15 protein-coding genes and 2 pseudogenes are annotated in these 21,141 nt (G+C 28.5%); 12 read left to right on the top strand and 5 right to left on the bottom strand.

From position 1 onward, the window contains the following. The first annotated feature begins 208 nt into the window (after positions 1-208). The gene (locus bpuSUM_RS09070) at positions 209-7,216 is read left to right on the top strand and encodes a BTA121 domain-containing protein surface lipoprotein (protein ID WP_247068109.1); all 7,008 of its coding nucleotides are present in this window, start codon (positions 209-211) and stop codon (positions 7,214-7,216) included. A 346-nt stretch (positions 7,217-7,562) separates the two neighbouring features. Here the strand turns inward: bpuSUM_RS09070 and bpuSUM_RS10120 are convergent, their stop codons facing one another. From bpuSUM_RS10120 to bpuSUM_RS09045, 5 genes are all read right to left on the bottom strand, one after another. Continuing rightward, positions 7,563-7,700, bottom strand: a complete 138-nt coding sequence (locus bpuSUM_RS10120; RefSeq protein ID WP_430644690.1) for a variable large family protein — start codon at positions 7,698-7,700, stop codon at positions 7,563-7,565. 1,739 nt (positions 7,701-9,439) lie between these two features. Then, positions 9,440-9,982, bottom strand: a complete 543-nt coding sequence (locus bpuSUM_RS09060) for a chromosome replication/partitioning protein (RefSeq protein ID WP_247068107.1) — start codon at positions 9,980-9,982, stop codon at positions 9,440-9,442. Between the two features lie 31 nt (positions 9,983-10,013). Further along, positions 10,014-10,775, bottom strand: a complete 762-nt coding sequence (locus bpuSUM_RS09055) for a ParA family protein (protein WP_247068105.1) — start codon at positions 10,773-10,775, stop codon at positions 10,014-10,016. Further along, the gene (locus tag bpuSUM_RS09050) at positions 10,751-11,311 is read right to left on the bottom strand and encodes a DUF226 domain-containing protein (RefSeq protein ID WP_247068102.1); all 561 of its coding nucleotides are present in this window, start codon (positions 11,309-11,311) and stop codon (positions 10,751-10,753) included. Before bpuSUM_RS09050 ends, bpuSUM_RS09055 begins: the two co-directional genes overlap by 25 nt. 9 nt (positions 11,312-11,320) lie before the next feature. Continuing rightward, the gene (locus bpuSUM_RS09045; RefSeq protein WP_247068099.1) at positions 11,321-12,427 is read right to left on the bottom strand and encodes a plasmid maintenance protein; all 1,107 of its coding nucleotides are present in this window, start codon (positions 12,425-12,427) and stop codon (positions 11,321-11,323) included. A 198-nt stretch (positions 12,428-12,625) separates the two neighbouring features. Between bpuSUM_RS09045 and bpuSUM_RS10115 the strand changes: the two genes are divergently transcribed. From bpuSUM_RS10115 to bdr (bpuSUM_RS08995), 11 genes and pseudogenes are all read left to right on the top strand, one after another. Next, positions 12,626-12,763 carry a hypothetical protein gene (locus bpuSUM_RS10115; RefSeq protein ID WP_430644689.1) on the top strand — a complete coding sequence of 46 codons (138 nt, stop codon included), beginning with the start codon at positions 12,626-12,628 and terminating at the stop codon, positions 12,761-12,763. Beyond that, positions 12,748-13,008: pseudogene (locus bpuSUM_RS09040) on the top strand (variable large family protein); the annotation flags it as partial. The gene bpuSUM_RS10115 and the pseudogene bpuSUM_RS09040, both read left to right, overlap by 16 nt. 288 nt (positions 13,009-13,296) lie before the next feature. Further along, positions 13,297-13,851 carry a Bdr family repetitive protein gene (gene bdr / locus bpuSUM_RS09035; RefSeq protein WP_247068097.1) on the top strand — a complete coding sequence of 185 codons (555 nt, stop codon included), beginning with the start codon at positions 13,297-13,299 and terminating at the stop codon, positions 13,849-13,851. A 180-nt stretch (positions 13,852-14,031) separates the two neighbouring features. Beyond that, on the top strand, positions 14,032-15,099 hold the full coding sequence (locus tag bpuSUM_RS09030) for a variable large family protein (RefSeq protein WP_247068135.1): 1,068 nt from the start codon (positions 14,032-14,034) through the stop codon (positions 15,097-15,099). A 117-nt stretch (positions 15,100-15,216) separates the two neighbouring features. Beyond that, a pseudogene (locus tag bpuSUM_RS09025) lies at positions 15,217-16,279 on the top strand (variable large family protein). 288 nt (positions 16,280-16,567) lie between these two features. Then, positions 16,568-17,263 carry a Bdr family repetitive protein gene (gene bdr, locus bpuSUM_RS09020; RefSeq protein ID WP_247068095.1) on the top strand — a complete coding sequence of 232 codons (696 nt, stop codon included), beginning with the start codon at positions 16,568-16,570 and terminating at the stop codon, positions 17,261-17,263. A 198-nt stretch (positions 17,264-17,461) separates the two neighbouring features. After that, positions 17,462-18,094, top strand: coding sequence for a Vsp/OspC family lipoprotein (locus tag bpuSUM_RS09015; RefSeq protein ID WP_247068093.1), 633 nt, complete (start codon positions 17,462-17,464; stop codon positions 18,092-18,094). A 224-nt stretch (positions 18,095-18,318) separates the two neighbouring features. After that, positions 18,319-19,377 (top strand): variable large family protein, encoded by a 1,059-nt coding sequence (locus bpuSUM_RS09010; protein WP_247068091.1) that lies wholly within the window; start codon positions 18,319-18,321, stop codon positions 19,375-19,377. Positions 19,378-19,645: 268 nt separating this feature from the next. Next, entirely contained in the window at positions 19,646-19,804 is a 159-nt protein-coding gene (locus tag bpuSUM_RS09005) for a hypothetical protein (protein ID WP_247068089.1), read from the top strand. Further along, positions 19,792-20,124 (top strand): variable large family protein, encoded by a 333-nt coding sequence (locus bpuSUM_RS10110; protein ID WP_430644693.1) that lies wholly within the window; start codon positions 19,792-19,794, stop codon positions 20,122-20,124. The genes bpuSUM_RS09005 and bpuSUM_RS10110 overlap by 13 nt, the downstream gene beginning before the upstream one ends. 410 nt (positions 20,125-20,534) lie before the next feature. Then, positions 20,535-21,047: a Bdr family repetitive protein gene (gene bdr, locus bpuSUM_RS08995; RefSeq protein WP_247068086.1), complete on the top strand. Its 513-nt coding sequence runs from the start codon at positions 20,535-20,537 to the stop codon at positions 21,045-21,047. Positions 21,048-21,141: the final 94 nt, after the last annotated feature.

The raw sequence follows: 21,141 nt of genomic DNA, 5'->3' as shown, positions 1-21,141 counted from the left end.
AATTAATTATTAATAGTACAAATCTCTTATTACTTATCTCCAATACCAACAATTTATCTCAATTGATCGTCTTAATGCTTACACTTAAATTATATTATCAATAAAAGGATCATAAATATTCCTCCAACCTATTTACTTATTTATTTATATGGTTTAATATTATCTTATATAATTAAATTGTTAATTTAAAAATTTAAGGAGTATATTTATGCAACAAACCAAAATTTTAAAAGGACTATTAAACGACGAAGAAAAAACGGCTCTGGCTTTTCTTCAATACTCTATCACAAAACCTAACCCTGATAACTATCAATTTCTGACTCTTGCACATGGAATACCTAGTAAGGTAATACTAAACTTAAATATTGATAAACTCAAATCAATACTATCAAATATCATACCAACATTAAAAGCAAAAAAAGAAGCAGAAGACTTTCTTGCAAATTACAATGGATTATTAAAAGACAAATTTATACAAATATTAAAAATTGCAACAACACAATATATCTATTTTGTAAAAACAACTTGTAGCAATCCAAATTTTGATGAAATATACCATAAGTTGACAACAATAAACAATTCGGATACATTTGAAAATATTATAAACACCATAAAAGATTATAATAACGTCACAGAACAATTAAGCAATGACGAAAAAGAGGCTTTAACTTTCCTTAACTCTATCACAAAACTTAATCCAAACAACCCAAATGATCAGAGCATTATAACTAATATAAATGAAAATCTTAATAAACTAATATTAAACCTAAGTACTGATCAACTCAAATCAATACTATCAAATATCATACTGACGTTAAAAGCAAAAAAAGAAGCAAAAGACTCTCTTGACAATTACAATAACCCATTAAAGGACATACTTACAAAAATATTAAAAGACACATCAATACAATTTACAGATCTTCTTATAAGCATATGTAACACTCCAAATTTTGATGAAATGCACCATAATTTGTCAAAAATAAATAATGCGGATACATTTGAAAATATTATAAATACCATAAAACATTATAATAACGTCACAGAACAATTAAGCAATGACGAAAAAGAGGCTTTGTCTTTCCTTAAATACTCTATTATAAAACCTAATCCAGATGACTCAAGTAACCATAGTATCATAACTAATGCACAAGTAAACTTACATAAGTTAATATTAAACACCGATATTGATAAACTCAAATCAATGCTGTCAAATATCATACTAATACTAAAGACAAAAAAAGAAGCTGAAAACTCTCTTGCAAATTATAATGGAACATTAAAAGACACATTTATACAAAGATTAGAAAATGCATCTACACAATTTACATATCTTCTTATAAACATATGTCACACCTCAAATTTTGATGAAATACATCATAATTTGTCAACAATAAACAACGCAGACATATTTGAAAATATTATAAACACCATAAAACATTATAATAATGTTATAAAACAGCATTTAAACAACGACGAAAAAGAGGCTTTGGTTATCCTTGGAAACTCTATCGAAACACAGATAAAAAGGATCAATAAAATTACAACTACAGAACAAATAAGTCTTAGTAAGTTCATAATAAACTTAAGTACTGATCAACTCAAATCAATACTATCAAATATCATACTAATACTAAAGACAAAAAAAGAAGCAGAAGACTCTCTTGAAAATTACAATGGGCCATTAAAAAACACATTTATAAAAAAATTAGAAAATGCATCAATACAATTTATAAAGCTTTTAAAGGGAACATATAATGCTTCCAATTTTGACACAATGTACCATCACTTATCGATAACAAATGCATATCTATTTAAAGATATTACAAGCAATATAGAAGGCTACAATAACGTCATAAAACAATTAAATAACGAGGAACAAGAAACTTTAACTTCCCTTGCAAATTTAATCACAAAACCTAATCCAAATGACCCAAATGATCATAATGTTATAACTAATACACAAGCAAGCCTTAATAAGTTAATACTAAACTTAAGTATTGATAAACTCAAATTAATACTATCAAATATCATACCAACATTAAAAGCAAAAAAAGAAGCAGAAGACTCTCTTACAAATTACAATGACCCACTAAAAAATACACTTACAAAAAAATTAGAAGATGTCACAACTCAAGTTATAAACACTTTAAGAAGTATTTATAATACTCCCAATTTTGATGAGATATACCATAATTTATCAACAACAAACAATACAGCACAACTATTTGAAAGTGTTGCAAGCGATATAAAAAACTACAATAACATCATAAAACAATTAAACGACGACGAAAAAGGGGCTTTAACTTTCCTAGAAAACTCTATCACAAAACCCAATCCAAATGACCCAAATGATCATAATATTATAACTAATACACAAGCAAGCCTTAATAAGTTAATACTAAACTTAAGTATTGATAAACTCAAATTAATACTATCAAATATCATACCAACATTAAAAGCAAAAATATATGCTGAAAACTCTATTATAAATCACGATGACCCATTAAAAAATACACTTATAAAAGTTTTAGAAGATGCAATAACACAATATACAAATACTTTAAAAAATATTTGTAATACTCTCGATTTTGATGAAATATACCGTAATTTATTGACAACAAACAATACAGCATACCTATTTGAAGCTATTGCAAGTGATATAAAAGATTACAATAACGTCATAAAACAATTAAACGACGACGAAAAAGGAGCTTTAATTTTCCTTCAATACTCTATTATAAAACCTAATCCAGATGACTCAGATGACCATAATATCACAATTGATGAACAAGAAAAGTTCGATAATCTAATACTGAATTTAAATGTTGCAAACATTAAAGTAATACTATTGAATATGATACCAACATTAAAAGCAAAAAAAGAAGCGGAAGACTCTCTTACAAATTACAATAGACCATTATTAAAAAATACTTTTATACAAATATTAAAAACTGTAACAACACAATACATACAGTATTTAAAAAATATGTGTTACTACACCGGTCTTAATAAAATGCACTGTAATTTATCAACAATAAACAAAACAACATACCTATTTGAAGCTATTGCAAAAGCTATACAACATTACAACAATAATATAGAACAATTAAGTGACGACGAAAAAGAGTCTTTAATTTTCCTTCAATACTCTATCACAAAACCTAATTCAGACGATTTAGATGACTATAATAGCACAATTGGTGAAAAAGAAAAGTTCAATAATATAATACTAAATTTAAATATTGATAGACTCAAACCAATACTATCAAATATCATACTAACATTAAAAGCAAAAAAAGAAGCAGAGGACTCTCTTGAAAATTACAATGGACCATTAAAAGACACATTTACACAAAGAGTAAACACTGCAACAACACAATACATCTATAATTTAAAAAATATGTGTTCCTACACCGGTCTTAATGAAATACACTGTAATTTACTAACAATAAACAATGCAAACGTATTTAAAAATATTGTAAATGATATAAAAAATTATAATAACATTATAGAACAATTAAACGACGACGAAAAAGAGGCTTTGTCTTTCCTTAAATACTCTATCACAAAACCTAACCCAGTTGACCCAGATGAATATAATATCACAATTAATGCACAAGAAAATTTACATAAGTTAACACTAAACTCCGATATTGATAAATTCAAATCAATATTGTCAAATATCATACTAACATTAAAAGCAAAAAAAGAAGCAGAAAACACTCTTGAAAATTACAATGGACCATTAAAAGACACACTTACAAAAATATTAGAAAACGCAATAGCATTATATGAAAATCTTTTAAAAATCATTTTCAATACTCCCGATTTTGATGAAATGTACAATAATTTATCAATAACAAACAATGCAAACACATTTGAGAACATTATAAATGATATAAAAATTTATAATAGCACTACAGAACAATTAAACGATGACGAAAAAGGGGCTTTGTCTTTCCTTAAATACTCTATCACAAAACCTAACCCAATTGACCCAGATTACGACAATTTCATAATTTATGCACAAATAAACTTACATAAGTTAATACTAAAATCCGATATTGATAAACTAAAAAAAGCTATATCAGACATTGTAACAACATTAGATTCAAAAAAAGATGTTGAGGATTATCTTAGGGTTTATACTGGACCATCAAAAGACACACTTACACAAATGCTAAAAGACACAATAGCATTATATGAAAATCATTTAAAAAGCCTTTGTAAAACTTCCTCTTTTGATAAAATGTACAATAATTTATCAACAACAAACAATGCAAACATATTTGAAAATATTGTAAATGATATAAAAAATTATAATAACATTATAGAACAATTAAATGATAACGAAAAAGGGGCTTTAACTTTCCTAGAAAACTCTATCACAAAACCTAATCCAGATGACCTAAGTGACCATAGTATCATAATGCATGCACAATCAAACTTACATAGGTTAATAATAAACTTCGATATCGATAAACTCAAACAAGCTATAGCAGGCATTGTAATAACATTAAATACAAAAAAAGAAGCAGAAGATTCTCTTGAAAATTACAATGAACCATTAAAAGATACACTTACAAAAATGTTAAAAGACACAACAACATCATATGCAAATCATTTAAAAAACCTTTGTAAGGCTTCCTCTCTTGATGAGATATACGGTAATTTGTCAACAGCAACAAACAATGCAAACATATTTGAAAATATTGTAAATGATATAAAAAATTATAATAACACTATAGAACAATTAAACGTCGACGAAAAAGAATCTTTAACTTTCCTAGAAAACTTTATCACAAAACCTAATCCAGATGACTCAAGTGAACATAATATCATAACTCATGCACAAGTAAACTTACATAAATTAATACTAAATTCTGATATCGATAAATTCAAATCAATACTGTCAAATATCATACCAACATTAAAGGTAAAAAAAGAAGCAGAAGATTCTCTTCAAAATTACAATGGACCATTAAAAGATACACTTACAAAAATGTTAAAAGACGCAACAAAATCATATGCAAATCATTTAAAAAGCATTTGCAATACTCCCGACTTTAATGAAATGTACAATAATTTATCAACAACAAACAATACATCACACCTATTTGAGAATATTATAAGAATTATAAAAAATTATAATAACACTACAGAACAATTAAACGTCGACGAAAAAGAGGCTTTAACTTTCCTTAAATACTCTATCACAAAACCTAATCCATATGACCCAAATAACCATAATATCATAATTAATGCACAAAAAAAATTTGATAAATTAATACTAAATTTCGATACTGATAAACTCAAATTAATACTGTCAAATATCATACCAACATTAAAGGTAAAAAAAGAAGCAGAAGATTCTCTTCAAAATTACAATGGACCATTAAAAAACACTTTTACAAAAAAATTAGAAAAGTCAATAACATCATATGCAAATCATTTAAAAAACACTTTTAATACCGTAGATATCGAATGGCTTGATCTTTATCTTTATATTACACCCCCAAAAGATCATACTTCTACATTTGAACATATTGTAAGCAATATAGAACTTTTTAATAGCGTTACAGAACAATTAAACGTCGACGAAAAAGAGGCTTTGTCTTTCCTAGAAAACTCTATCATAAAACCTAATCCAGATGACTCAAGTGACCATAGTATCATAACTAATGCACAAGAAAACTTACATAAGTTAATACTAAACACCGATATTGATAAACTCAAATCAATGCTGTCAAATATCATACTAACATTAAAGGTAAAAAAAGAAGCTGAAAACTCTCTTGCAAATTATAATGGAACATTAAAAGACAAATTAACTCAAAGAGCAAACAGTGCAACAACACAATACATACAGTATTTAAAAAACTCTTGTAATACTAGTCTTGATAAGATACACAGTAATTTGTCAACAATAAATAACACATCCCTATTTCAAGATATTATAAACAACATAAAACTTCTTAATAGCGTTACAGAACAATTAAACGACGACGAAAAAGAGGCTTTGTCTTTCCTAGAAAACTCTATCATAAAACCTAATCCAGATGACTCAAGTGACCATAGTATCATAACTAATGCACAAGAAAACTTACATAAGTTAATACTAAACTTAGATATTGATAAACTCAAATCAATGCTGTCAAACATCATACTAACATTAAAGGTAAAAAAAGAAGCTGAAAACTCTCTTGCAAATTATAATGGAACATTAAAAGACAAATTAACTCAAAGAGCAAACAGTGCAACAACACAATACATACAGTATTTAAAAAACTCTTGCAATACTAGCTCTCTTGATAAGATACACAGTAATTTGTCAACAATAAATAACACATCCCTATTTCAAGATATTATAAAAATTATAAAACATTATAACAACGTCATAGAACAATTAAACGACGACGAAAAAGGGGCTTTGTCTTTCCTAGAAAACTCTATTAAAATACCTAATCCATATGACCATAGGACCATAATTAATATGCAAGAAAAATTACATAAGTTAACACTAAAAACCGATATTAATAAACTCAAATCAATGCTGTCAAACATCATACTAACATTAAATACAAAAAAAGAAGCTGAAAACTCTCTTGCAAATTATAATGGAACATTAAAAGACAAATTAACTCAAAGAGCAAACAGTGCAACAACACAATACATACAGTATTTAAAAGACTCTTGTAATACTAGTCTTGATAAGATACACAGTAATTTGTCAACAACAAACAGTACATTATTCATATTGCAAGATATTATAAGAATTATAAAACATTATAACAACGTCATAGAACAATTAAACGACGACGAAAAAGGGGCTTTGTCTTTCCTAAAAAACTCTATCAAAAACCCTAACCCAAATGACCCAAATGACCATAGTATCATAATTAATTCACAAGAAAACTTACATAAGTTAATACTAAACTTAGATATTGATAAACTCAAACAAGCTATAGCGGGCATTGTAACAACATTAGATGCAAAAAAAGAAGCAGAGGAGTCTCTTGAAAATTACAATGGACTATTAAAAGACATATTTACAAAAATGTTAAAAGATGCAACAACACAATACATACAGTATTTAAAAAACTCTTGCAATACTAACTCTCTTGATAAGATACACAGTAATTTGTCAACAATAAATAACACATCCTTATTTCAAGATATTACAAGCAATATAAAACTTCTTAAGAGCGTTACATAACAATTAAACGACGACGAAAAAGGGACTTTGTCTTTTCTTAACAAACTACAAATATATAAATTTATGGAAAAAATAAATCCATAAAACAAATAAAATGATGAACTTTTTTCAAGTATCTATTAACTACCTTTAATTATGAGGCTGTGTTAATAGATGCTAATTGATATACTGTTTCAGTTAATGATATTAACGCTTTACTATGTTTATCCAAAAATTTATTATTCCTAACTCACTTGATAGATAAATTTAGTAGCAAAGCTTTCTCTTTTATTAATCTCTAACCAATACCTTTTAATGTTATCCAATCTTAAATCTACTGTGATTCTTATTGCTATTGTTAGCATACTCAATATCTGCAAAACTTTTCTTTCCTTGCCACAGCTCTTAATGCTATACTTCCTGCTAGAGTTGCATCCTTAGGTGTAGCAGAATTACCAATTGTTTCTTTAGTTAGTTTAGCAAAATCACTACTCTCTTTAACCATAGCTTATAATATGTCAGTACTGATTACCGCTCCAACAGATTTTACTGCATTAACAGTGCCAGCATTAGCAGTAGCAAATAGTTTTCCTGATTAGACCATCTGTAGCTTTTTTATTATCGCCAGCATCATGTTTACCCTCACTTAATATTGCTAATTACCCCTCACTAATAGATTAAACCAAAACTTCTTCAACAGAAACACTATGGCATAAACTAAACAATTGGTTCATAAAGTAAAAAAATTAAATTTTGAAGAATAGTACGTATAACTGCAAGGAAGTAAACTACTAAAAGAAAATACCTAATTAATAAAATTTCGTATTCATTTCTAACTTAAATGATAAACTACTGCAAAACAATTTCATTCTTCAAACAACCTTCAACTACATTTTCTATGTAGTTCTTAAACAAGAGCAAATACATGATACAAATATATTGCTAAAGGATATACAGAAAATATTCAAAACTAAAAATTAAGAATTGAAAGAAAATCACCTCAAATAATGGCTTTTTTTTCAATTGCATAAAGGCCCATATTTACTGATAAATAAACTTAAAATTTCCATCACTTGCTATATAACTAAATAATTTCAGTGAACCTTTTACCATAGTTAGGCTCTCTATATACTAAAAATTTGAAAAAAACTCCTACTATTTCTGAATTAATTACAGTCTTTATCAAAGAATGATTTACAAGTACAATCCAATACTCAGATGTTATAAGTTTTAGTTCCCCCTTCAAAATAATCACGTATACTAAAATTATGATTTTTCTCTAATTAAAGTAAAAAATTACCTATAATTTCTAGACTATCAAAAGGTGTTTTTTTTAATCTCACACACATCCTCTTAGATACTTGAAGCAAATTCCTATAACAAGAATATTTATTGGTGAACTTTTAGATGTTTTATTATCAAAAAGAACAAATTCATAATTAACAAACTGTATTTCAATACTTGCTTTAATATTTGCATTCTTTATTTGTCTTAAACCTCATTCCGCTTGGATATTTCACTTTTTGTTATACTACTTATAGTCTTACAGTTTACATACACATATTATTTATCGTATTTCACAAAAATTAATTTTTAATAAGTCAATATATAAGAATACAAAGACTTAGAGCTTAATTAACTATTCTATTAAGAATAGTTAATTAAGCTCTAAAGCTTTATTCGAATGAACCTAAATTAAGGTAGTCCTAAAATGAATAGCACTACTAACAACAATTAAAATACAATAAATTTTAAATAAAATCAACCACCTTTATTTTTTAATATCATTATCTCTTCTCAAAATAGTTTGTCATTAATATATACAAAAATAGAAATAATTATGAAAATTTTTATCAATTAAACAAAATTTAACATTCTGTTATTTATTTTAAGTTTCTCTAACAACATCAGATTATCTCTTTTTATTTTTTCTCTTGAGATAGCATTGTTATTTTGTTAAGTAAATTGCATTATAAATTATGCATGTATTTTTACAAAGTATTCTATACATAATCTATTCTGAGATCTAAATCAAATACGTCTTTTTATAAATTCTTATCTATATTAATTATTTGTTGTTTTAATGAATTCATCTTTTTTTTTTAAGATTTCAAAAGTATAAATTACCATTATGAAGTAAAATGGAATCCTCTAATTTTTTAGTAAGCCGTTTATCTTAAGAATTCTATCTTTATTTTCTGTTTTATATATTTTATGTGCCAAATTGTTCATAACCATTTTTTGCTAATCGCCTTTCAAACCTCTAAATTCTTTCATGAAATCTTCTAACAAATCTTTTTTACTTAAAAAAAGTTTATCTAATATAAATCCTGTAAATTTGGCATTTTTTTTATAAAAATCATAACTTTCTTGATTCTTAAGCTGAAACCTTAATGGCTTTATTGTATTTTGTTTTGATTTTTTTAGTGTTAAATTATCATTGGTTTTAATGAAAAATAAAGTTTGATTAAACCCATTTTTTAAAATAAAATCATCATTTATTAACCCTTTTTCCATTGCTGAGGCTATTTTTAAGTAATTATACACTTGTGTTTTTGCTAAATTAAAATTTAATATAAAATCAACGAAATTTTTGTAGCCATCTAATTTATAATACCCTTTATCCTTGATCTCCTTTAAAACTTTCATTGTTTCTATTTTAGAATAAATTTCATCTTTAAAATTTATAATCAGTTTTTCTTTTAATTTATTATAATGAGTTAATATTTTTTCGTGATCTGATAAATTTCTACCTTCTAGAGCCCTCTTATTTAATTTTATTTTCATATAAAAACTCCTCTTTTACAATATACGTTCACTAGTGAACATTTATTTTTTGATATATTTCTTTTAAGAAGATATCCAATGCCTTTTGATATTCATGTATATAGTCTCTATTTAAATCAAAAGTACTATCTCCTGCTATCCTTTTATTCAAATCTTCTCTTTCAGATATAGTTCCTAAAAAATTACTCTTAGACTTTAAAATATCAAGAAGATATTTGTGTGTATTATTTTTTCTAAATCTAGTAACTAATAGAAAAACAGAAAGAGATAAATCCAATTTACTGACAAAAAATTCAAATAAATCCAAACTTTCAACTGCCCATTTTTCTGCTGTCATCGGGACTACTATATAATCACTACAAACTAAAGCATTGATTAAAGTAAAATCTAAACTGGGATTCGTATCAATTACTATATAGTCATAATCAATTTCTAATTGTTTCAATTGTTTTTTAAGTTTCATTTCTTTGAAAGGAATTGGTTCTATGTTAAACTGATGCAAGCTTAAGTAACTTGGTATTAAATCTAAATTCTCATCAATAACAAACCTTGCATTATTAATGCTCAAATTGGTCTTTAAAACTTCGTAAATATTTTTATCTATAAGACTTACATCCAATTTTGCAAGCTTACCAGAATAATAACTGGTAGTAGAAGCCTGGGTATCCATATCTATTAAAAGCACTTTATATTTTTGGGCAAGTAGTGTTGCAAATATAATTGAGCTCACACTTTTTCCAACACCACCTTTAATTGATGCTAAAGTTATTACTTTTGTCTTTTTTGTATCCATTTATTTATAAGGCTCCCATCTTTCGAATTTTTACCATAAAATTCATATATTTGTTTCTCTAACTTGGCAAGTTTTTCAATTAAAGATTTAGAATACTTTGTGTCCGATTTATCTTTTTTGAGTAAGTAAGATATTTCTTTTAAATAGCAAAACACACTTCCCTTTTTAAATCTAAATTCTATATAATAGGCTTTTGAAAATGTAGATGTTTTCATGACACCATTCTCCTCATACCTTGTTATAACATTCTTTATTGGTTTTCTATAACCATAAAAAATACCTAAGAATTTATCATCATTTCTTAAAGAAAACAGATGAAAAAATTCTATCCTTTCTTGATTAAATAATTCCCTAAATGAAATGAAAAATTTGTTCTTTTGATTTTTGTTAATGCCGAATACATATAAGTCCTTCATTATTTTTGTGTGATAAAAAGTTTTGTTGTTTTTATTCTCGATCTTAACAAAAATAGGTTTATCTCTTTTTTCTTTAATTTCTAACTTCTTCTTTTTAAGACGTTCTAATACACTATCCACCATTAATCCTTAACTGTAATTTCTCTCAAATTCCCCTGATTTTAAATAATCTTTATTATCGTTTAATATATCTAAAAGCTCATAGTAATAATGGTTATTAAATACCTTGCTATATGTTAATATATTTTGTTTATTTAAATAATCTTTTAGTATTGGTATTAATACTGATGTTTTTATTTTATGTTTCAATTGATCAAGAAGTATACTAAACACGTTGTTTTTAATGTCTTTCCCATCTTCTTTTATGTTTGCTTTAATAAGTTCAGCTGAATTTTTAAGTTTGTCTAATATCTTTTTTAAGTCATTGTATTTTTCATTTTCTATTATAAAATGTGGTTTATGCCTATATTGATAGTATACATTTTGTATTTGTGTTTCTAACTGTTCACTGTTATATCCTTCATTTTCCAAGCTAATCTTTGTCTCCTTTAGTATTTTACTTAATTCTTGTTGTTTGTTTTTAAATTTGCCTATTCTTAACTTGGTATCTTTTTGTTTTTTATATATACTTTTCTCGATAAAATTTTCCGTCCTTTTGAGTACTTTAAGTACTTCAATTTTGGTATTTTTTTCTATTTTTAAGTTTAAAATAGAAAAGAAAGTATTTGATTTGAAGTTGCACTTTTTAGCATACTTCCCTATTTGTAATTTTTCTATAGTTTTTTTATTCTTATCTTCTTCTTTATTATTATAAGTATTATAATAACACTCCTCTTTTTCTACACTGCTATTTTTAGTGCAAGTCTTTTCAAAATATGCACTAACACGTTTTTGATGTCTCTTCTCTTTTTTTTCTCTAAAGTGTTTATTGATTATGCGGTAACATTCTTTTTTGGAGTATTTAAGCTTATAATGAATTTCAGTTCCCATGTTAACACCCAAATGTCTGTGATAGTTAATTGTGACTCCTAATACTTTTTCTAATTTGTAAAGATAATTTTGTATTGTTTTAATTTTAGTGGGTTTGTATCCATTTTTTTTCATATTATTATTGAAATAATAAAGTATGTCACTTTGAATATATTTTTTAAACTTTAAGTTCATGTAATTTAATGTAGATATTAAAACGATTAATTTGTGTTGATGTTTGTTGGTAGTTTTTTTTGTATCTTTCATTTGACACTCCTTAATTTAGGTATTATTGCAATTTATAATAACACAATTATTACTGGAAAGCAAACTTATTTTTAGCAAAAATATTTTTATTAAATTAACAAAAAATAAATAAGAGGAAAATAACGGTTGTGACGTTATATATCTTATAGTTCAAGGATATAAGACTGTTTTAGTGATATTGGCTCAGACCTACTTGAAATGTTGGGTGCTACTAATGCTGTTGGGATTGGAGTTGATAGTCTAGTAAAAGAGATGAAAGGTATTGTTGATGTAGTATTTAAAGAAAAGGGTAATTCTGGTGCTGATCCTAAAGATGGAGTATTGCAAGAGGTGTAGCTTTAATAGTTGCTAAGGGTGGTAAATTTGCTGCTAAGATTGAAGAGAAATCTGTTCATGCAGTTAATGGTGTTGCTGCTAGTGCTGTAAACAAAACATTAAGTACTCTAATAATAGCAATAAGAAATACTGTTGATAATGGGTTAAAGTCAATAAGTGAAGCGCTAGCAGCTGTTAAACAAGAAGATAAGTCTGTAGATTTTACTACACCTACAGATGTAACAGCTAGTGGACAGCAACAATAAATAATTATTAATATCACTAAATAAAGTCATTTGAGGAAAACTCTTCTTTCCATAAGAACCGTTTTCCTTTTAGCTATATCTTGTAATCATACTCAGGTCTAAATAGTATTGATAGCAATCCTTTAACAACAGATTGATTGTAAGACTACATTTGAGCTTTTTGATAAACTAAAGCAAAATAGACTAAACATTTATGTTATAGTTAGTGCCCTCTTAAATCACATTTTGTTAATATAAGGTTCCTATAACAGTTAAGATATTATATAATAATTACATAAGGAGACTTTCATGAGACTTGCTCAACCAGTTATTACTCAACAAATGGTTATAGCTGAACTTACTAGAGCTGGTATAAATAGAGATATTGCTATTGATTTATCTTACAGATATTATAAAAATGAGCTTACTTACAAGGATATTGAGTATTTAGAGACCACTTTTAACCTTAAGCTTGAAAAAGTTGAATCACTCTTACAAGCTGAGATTAAATCTGTCAAAACCGAACTTGATACCAAGATTGATACTAAATTCAATGACCTTGATAACAAGATTGACATTGTTAGGAATGAATTAAAATCTGATATTAGAGACCTTGATACCAAAATAGATAATGTCAGAAGTGAATTAAAGTCTGACATTAAAGACCTTGATACCAAAATTGATTCTGTTGAGAATAATCTTAACATCAAGATTGATACTAAATTCAATGAACTTGATAATAAAATTGATGTTAACAAAATGGAACTTAAGAGTACATTAAGACTTCATGGTTGGATGTTTGGTACCCTTATTACCCTTAATATAGGAATATTCTTAGCGTTAATGTCATTATTAGTAAAGTAAATTTATTTAATTAGTCCTTATTTAATTGATTTTTTGTTAGAGACAATTAATATCTGTTAATTTTCTCATTGTATTTAGTCTCTACAAGGTTATATTATCTATTTTTTAGCTTTTTTATTTTGTTCAGAGCTTGTTAACTATCTTGCTTCTTGCCCCCCTGAGTAAAAAAAGAGGCACGTGATAATGAAAAGAATTACTTTATGTGCGTTATTTTTGACTTTATTTTTACTTCTTAGCTGTGGCAGTGGTACTACTAGTGCTGAGGATCCTAAAACCACTTTCTTAAATTCATTAGTTAATATAGGTCATGGGTTTTACGAGATTTTTGGTATTTTTGGTAATGCAATAGGAGACGCTTTGGGACTTACAGCAGTTAAATCTGGTGACAAGAGAAGTAAAGTTGGTGAACACTTTAAGACTATAGGAAATGGACTTACAACTACTAAGAATAAGCTAAAAGAGTTATCAGATGAAATATCTGGAACAAAGAATGCTAATAGCAGCACAATTGATACTGTTAAGGGTGCAATTAGCAGTGCTAGTGATGTCTTTGAGCAACTAATTGAAGCTCTAACTACACTTGCTAGTGTAACTAATGATAGTGCTGAGATTGGTGATACTTCTAATAATGCTGCTGCAGTTGCTGCTGATGAAAATAGTGTAAAAACTATAATTGAGAATGTAAAAACAATTATTGATGTAGCAGATAAGTCTGATGTAAAGATAGAAAAGGGCAGTGAAGGTAATGCAGTAAATGCTGCTGCTAATACTGACGCACCTGCTGTACTGACACATAATGCTGCTGCTGGTGCTAATGCTGGGCCTAAGCTAGCAGCTGAGGTATCTAAAGCGGATCCATGGGCTATGATTGATAAAATAAAAGATTCTACAGTTAATACTGGTGTTCTTACTGCTGCTACCAATTATGGTGCTGGGGAATTGGCAACTGGTGGTGTTGTTGCTAATGGTGCTGGAGCTAAAACAAATGCTGACTTAGCAGCTGCTGTTGCTCTTAAAGCTATGACTAAGACTGGTAAATTTAGTGCTGCTGCTAATGAAGATGGTGCAGTTAAAGCAGCTGCTGTAAGTGCTGTAAATAAAGTATTAGGAATACTCGATATAATAATTAAGAAAACAGTAGCAAGCGAATTAGATAAAGTAGGAAAAGCTGTTAAGGGAATACAGTACTCTGAGACTACTACTGAATCAACTGAAGCTAGTTCTACTCAACATACTGCTACTAAATAAATTGTCTATTAAATAATCTAAATAAAGTCATTTGAGGAAAACTCTTCTCTTCATGAGATTCGTTTTCCTTTTATTTGTATTTTTGCCCCTTTTAGGTTAATAAGGAGGCACGTGATAATGAAAAGAATTACTTTATGTGCGTTATTGATGACTTTATTTTTACTTCTCAGTTGTGGCAGTGGGAGTACTAATGCTGAGGATTCTCAGAGTAGATTCTTAAAGTCTGTTATTGGTTTAGGTAATGACTTCTTAAATGTTTTCACTTCCCTTAGTGATATGGTTGGAGGGGTTTTAGGTTTTAATACTACTACTAAAAAGTCTGATGTTGGGAACTACTTTAAGAAAGTCCATGATACTCTTTCATCTACTAAGATAGCTCTTGAGAAAATTGTAGAAGACATGAAAACTGAGAATAATCCTAATGCAGAGGCTACTGATACCGCTGTAAAAGCTCTAATTACTAATACTCTAGATAAAATAATTGCTGGTGCTAAGACCTCTAGTGAGGCTATTGGCGCTGATACTAATGACCTGCTTGGTAATGTTGCTGCTCAGAATAACGGTGGTGCTTCTGGTACCGAAGTCGATAAATTAGTAAAGGGTATGAAATCAATTGTAGACTTGGTACTTAAAGAAGGTAAACATGATGCTGGTGGATAATAAAGCTGAGGATCTTAGCGCAAGGACAGCTAATGGTAATGGTGAAGCAGGTAAATTATTTGCTGCTAATGCAGGGGCTGCAGATGCTGCTAAAGCTGTTGTAGCTGTACCTGGTGCTGACATCCTAAAAGCTATTGCTAGTTCTAGTGATGCTGACAATGACAAAAATATTGAGGTAGCTGCAGATGCTGCAAGTATTGCTTCGGCTAAGTTTGAACAGGGTAAAACCCTTGATGCAGCACAAAAGGATGCAGTTATTGCTGCTGGTATTGCCTTAAGGGCAATGGCAAAGGATGGTAAGTTTGCTGCTAAGGCTGAAGAGAAATCTGTCAATGCAATCAATGGTGCAGCATCAAGTGCATTAAGTAAGACTTTAAGTATTTTAATAATAGCTATTAGAAATATTGTTGATAGTAGTTTAAAGTCAATTAGTGAAGCACTAGCTGCCGTTAAACAAGAAGATAAATCTGCAGATTCTACTACACCTGCAGAAGCAGCAATCGGTAGCCAGAAACAATAAAAAATTATTAATATCACTAAATAAAGTCATTTGAGGAAAACTTTTCTTTTCATGAGAATTGTTTTCCTTTTTTACTATCTGTAATAGTACTCAGGTCTAAATAGTATTGATAGCAATTCTTTAACAGCAGATTGATGGTAAGATTGCATTTAAGATTTTTGATAAACTAAAGCAAAATAGACTAAATACTTTATTTTATATTTAGGGACTCTCTTAAATCACATTTAATTAACATAAGGTTCCTATAAGAGTTAAAATATTATATAATAATTAAATAAGGAGTGTTTTATGGGACTTGCTCAACCAGTAGTTACTCAACAAATGGTTATAGCTGAACTTACTAGAGCTGGTATAAATAGAGATATTGCTATTGATCTCTCTTACAGATATTATAAAAATGAGCTTACTTACAAGGATATTGAGTATTTAGAGACTACTTTTAACCTTAAGCTTGAAAAGGTGGAAGCAACTTTACAAGCCGATATTAGAGACCTTGATAATAAAATTGACAACGTTAAAAATGAATTAAAATCTGATATTAGAGACCTTGATAACAAAATTGATTCTGTTGAGAATAATCTTAACATCAAGATTGATACTAAATTCAATGAACTTGATAATAAAATTGAGACAGTCAGAAGTGAATTAAAATCTGACATTAGAGACCTGAATAATAAAATAGATGCAGTTGAGAATAATCTTAATAATAAAATAGATGCAATTGAGAATAATCTTAATAATAAGATAGATACTAAATTCAATGAACTTGATACCAAGATTGATAACGTTAGAAATGAGGTTTCTCTTGTTAGAAAAGATATGGAAATTAATAGGGTGGAGCTTGATAGTAAACTTGATAAAACCGCATCTGAATTTAAGAGTACACTAAGACTTCATGGTTGGATGTTTGGAACTCTTATTACCCTTAATATAGGAATTTTTTTAACATTAATGACCATAGTCTATTCATTGTTGAATAAGTAAATTTAAGTTAAGTAAACCTTTTCTTTAATTGATTACATATCAATTATTTTTTTATCAAAATCATTTAATTATTCATTAATAACAATTAGCAATGTTTATTGTTGTATTATGCTCAATCTCTGTAAGATTATAGTGCCTATACTTTTAGTTTTTGTTTTTATCTTGCCTTCCCTTGAGGTAATAAGGAGGCACGTGATAATGAAAAGAATTACTTTATGTGCGTTATTAATAACTTTATTTTTACTTATATCTTGTAATAGTTCAGGGAATGCTACTAAAGATGGACACGCGGCTAAATCTGATGGTACTCTTATTGACTTATCTGCAATAAGCTCAAACATTACTGAGGCTGTTGCTTTTGCTAAGAGTGTTAAAGAGGTTCATACTTTAGTTAAATCCATTGATACACTAGCTAAAGCTATTGGTAAGAAAATTCAAAACGGAGATACTCTTGGTACTGATGCTAATCATAATGGTTCATTGGTTGCAGGAGCATATAGTGTGATAGAAGCTGTAGAGACTAAATTGACATCATTAGAGAAGAAAGTTGGGCTTTCTAGTGATTTGAAGGGTAAAGTTACTGCTGCTAAGAATGAAAGTACATCATTTTTGACCAAAATAAAAGGCCAAAATTCTGATCTTGGGAAAGAAGGTGTTACTGATGTTCATGCAAAAAGTTCTATAGATGTAACAGATAGTACAAAGGATAAAGGAGCTGAAGAACTCGGTAAGTTGAATACAGCTATTGATGCATTGTTAAAAGCTGCTGAGACTGCAGTAACAGCTGCTATTAAGGAGCTTACAAGTCCTACTAAACCTTCTAACACCTAAGAGATAAACATTTTAATTATTTATTATAAGATTACTTTTTAGTTAATGGTAATTATCTGATAAAATAAAGTCTATAAATAATAAGCTAGGAGTTTGCTTCTCTTAGCTTTTTTTTCTTTAATTCTATTCTCTCTTTACTTGCTTTACTACTTTACTTTTACTTCTTTAAGATTTCTTATGATTTCTTTTATCTTTTAGACTTATTTTTATTCATTGATTTTACCTTGGTTTCTTACTTTTGCTTACTTTTACTTCTTAGTTGTGGAAGTGGACAACAATCTTTTGATTCTGCCAAGGGTGGCGGGGCAGCTACAGGAGGGAGAACTTTAAGTTCAGTTCTAATGGATGTAGGTAGAAGTGCTGAGAATGCTTTTTATTCTTTTTTAGAATTACTCTCTGGTACATTAGGTTTAAGAGTAACTAAAGATACAAAGAAGAGTGATGTAGGAGATTATTTTAACAGCTTGGGTGCGAAAATTGGAGAAGCATCAAAAGAGTTAGAAGAGGTAGCAAAAAAATCAGAAATAGGTGTTGATAAAGGTGATTCATCTAAAAATTTAATTAAAGAAGCAGTTGATGCTGCTAAAGCTACTTTAATTACATTAAAAACACATTTAGAGTCTTTAGGAACAGTAGGTGATAGTCAAAAGGTAGGTGATGCAGCAAGTAATCAACAAGGAGTAGCAGCAGCTGATGTTGAATTAAAGAAAGCCTTTAAGGCACTTCAAGGAATAGTGGATACAGCTGGTAAAGAGGGTGTTGAAAGGCCAAGAGCAGGAGACATAGCGGTAAAAGTAGGTAATGGAACAGATAATAAGGATGGTGCTAAGATATTAGGTACTGATTTAGCAGCAACAGCAACAGATGCAGGTAAAGCAGCAGCAATACTATCAACAGTAAGTGGGGAGGAAATGCTAGCATCAATAGTTAAATCAGGAGAAAGTGATGTAGCGTTAACAGCTAATGCAACTGCACAGACAAGTGCCATTTCCTTTGCTAAAGGAGGTAATGCAGCTCACCTAGCAGGTGCAAATACTCCAAAAGCAGCAGCAGTAGCAGGAGGAATAGCACTACGCTCATTAGTTAAAGATGGTAAACTAGCAGCAGCTGCAGCGGATGCACAAGGAGGACAAGGAGAAGTACAAGCTGTAGGAGTAACTGCAGTAAATAAATTATTAGTAGCAGTAGAAGAGCTAATTAAAAAGACAGTGAAAAATGTTCTTGGGAAATCAAAAGAAAAAATAGATGAAGCAAGAGAGCCAAAATCAGCAAATCAGCAGTAAACTAGATAGTTAGATTAATTACTTAAAAATAAGATTAGAAGGCAAGCTTAGAGATAAATCTAAGATGCTTTCTATATTGTTGTAATTAAACTTAAGAAGTTAAATTGACTACTAAGTCTAAAATTTCTTTCTTAGATTCATTAGTTAAGATAGGATATGGGTTTTACGAGATTTTTGGCATCTTTGATAATGTTTTGGACTTACAGCAGTTAAATCTGATGACAAGAGAAGTAAAGTTTGTGAACACTTTGAAAAAATAAAAAAAGGTTTGGAAGATACCAATGGGAAGTTAAAAGGGCTGTCAGGTGAAATATCTAATGCAAAGAATTCTAATAGCAACACAATTGAGGCTGTTAAGAGTGCAATTGGCAGTGCTGGTGATTTCTTTGAGCAACTAATTAACTCTGTAAACAAATATCCGGTGTAACTAATTATAGTGCTGTTATTGGTGATAATGCTGATAAACTTCCTGGTGCTGCTGAAAAGGCTGGGGTTGATGCTATTATTTCAGGAGTTCAAACAATTATTAAAGCAGCAGAGAAATCTGGAGTAAAGATTGAAGCTGGAGCTGCTGGTGCTAAAAATAATGCTGACCTAGTAGCAGTTGTTGCTCTTAAAGCTATGATTAAGAGTGGTAAATTTGCTGGTTCTAGTGATAATGCTCATGCTGTTGCTAAAAAAGCAGTAGAGGGAGCAGCTATAAGTGCAGTAACTTACTCTAACTATAGTAATAAGAAACACTATTGACAGAGGATTTAAGGCTGTTAAAGAAGTTATGAAATTTAATTCTACTGATACTCCTGTAACTATTGATAAGCAAACCTCTGAAACTAAGCAGAACTAATAGTCAAGACTAAAGAGTATTTAATAACAATATACAATATACATAACTAAATAAAGTCATTTGAGGAAAACTCTTCTCTTCATAAGAATTGTTTTCCTTTTAGCTATATCTTGTAATAATTCAGGTCTAAAGCTTAGTGATAGCAATCCTTTAACAACAGATTGTAAGACCACATTTGAGATTTTTGATAAGATAAAAAAAAATAGACTAAACATTTATGTTTATAGTTAGGGACTCTCTTAAATTACATTTTACTGATATAAGGTTCCTATAACACTTAAAATATTATATACTAATTACATAAGGAGATTTTATGCAAGATTCATCACTACATTCTGTTGAGAGTACACAAATTTTTAATGGGCATATTACAGAGGAGATTATATATCAAGAATTTGTAAAAATGGGTATGCAAGATTTTATTGCAAATGATCTCTCTAAAAGATATTACCGTAATGAACTGACTTACAGGGATATTGAGTATTTAGAGAGTAATTTTAACTTAAAACTTGAAATGTTAGAACGTAGTTTAAAATCTGAGATTATTTCTGTTAAAACTGAGCTTGATAACAAAATTGACATTATTAGGAATGAGTTAAAATCTGACATTAAAGATCTGGATAACAAGATTGATATTGTTGAAAGTAACTTAAATGTGAAGATTGATACTAAATTTAATGAACTTGATACTAAGATCGATGTTAACAAAATGGAACTTAAAAGCACATTAAGACTTCATGGTTGGATGTTTGGAACAATTATTACCCTTAATATAGGAATATTTTTAACATTAATATCCATAGTCTATTCATTGTTAAATAGATAAATTTAAATTAAGTAAACCTTTTCTTTAATTGATTACATATCAATTATTTTTATTACCAAAACTAATCAATTTTATTGATAACAATAGAAATTTG

This window comes from Borrelia puertoricensis (assembly GCF_023035875.1).
Classification (GTDB): Bacteria; Spirochaetota; Spirochaetia; order Borreliales; family Borreliaceae; genus Borrelia; species Borrelia puertoricensis.
The sequence above is the reverse complement of the archived record's forward strand: the minus strand, read 5'-3'. Positions and strand labels throughout refer to the sequence as shown.